This is a genomic window from Bartonella sp. AA81SXKL, assembly GCF_042196945.1.
In the GTDB taxonomy this organism is placed as follows: Bacteria; Pseudomonadota; Alphaproteobacteria; order Rhizobiales; family Rhizobiaceae; genus Bartonella.
In genome coordinates this window covers 1-540 of record NZ_JBHIRH010000420.1, presented here as the reverse complement: position 1 = coordinate 540, position 540 = coordinate 1, and the positions used below count along the sequence as shown (strand labels likewise).

Below are 540 nucleotides of genomic sequence, written 5' to 3'. Positions count from 1 at the left end.
TTATCCTGAAAGGAGTTCATCATCAACGGTAATAACCGCTGCCCGACAAACAGAATTTGCGAGAGAATTAAGAACAGCTTCAGTCATCTTGTGTGTAGAAGCTGAACCTGCTAAATCATAGGGAGCAGTTTTTCCAGCACGAATAACCTGATCAACACTCTCAAACAGTTGCCATGCTACATCTTTAAAGCCTAAATGATCTAAGAGTAAAGCCGTGGTAATAAAGCATAGCAGAAAGATTTGCTTTATTCTGTCCAGCAATGTGCGATACACTTCTATGAACAGGCAAAAACATGCAACATTGCTCCCCACACTTGCACTAAGTGCAAAACACAATTTTCCCATCACTCCAGCACCAAGGTTAGAGAGAGTATCACCAAACATATTTTCAGCAACAATCACACCAAAATGCTCTGGATTCGTTGTAATCCATAAAACAACCGTATCAACATTATGAATATCTGCTTCGATTTCTAGATAATTTTAAGCAACTTTCTCAAAAAATTCTTGAGCGAATTGAGCATTTTCTCGCATAGTATT

At 38.5% G+C, this 540-nt stretch carries 1 protein-coding gene; it reads right to left on the bottom strand.

Features of this window, described 5'->3' with window-relative positions; all coding sequences use genetic code 11:
- The gene (locus ACFINZ_RS12030) at positions 1-471 is read right to left on the bottom strand and encodes an isocitrate/isopropylmalate family dehydrogenase (RefSeq protein ID WP_329607156.1); all 471 of its coding nucleotides are present in this window, start codon (positions 469-471) and stop codon (positions 1-3) included.
- Positions 472-540 lie beyond the last annotated feature (69 nt).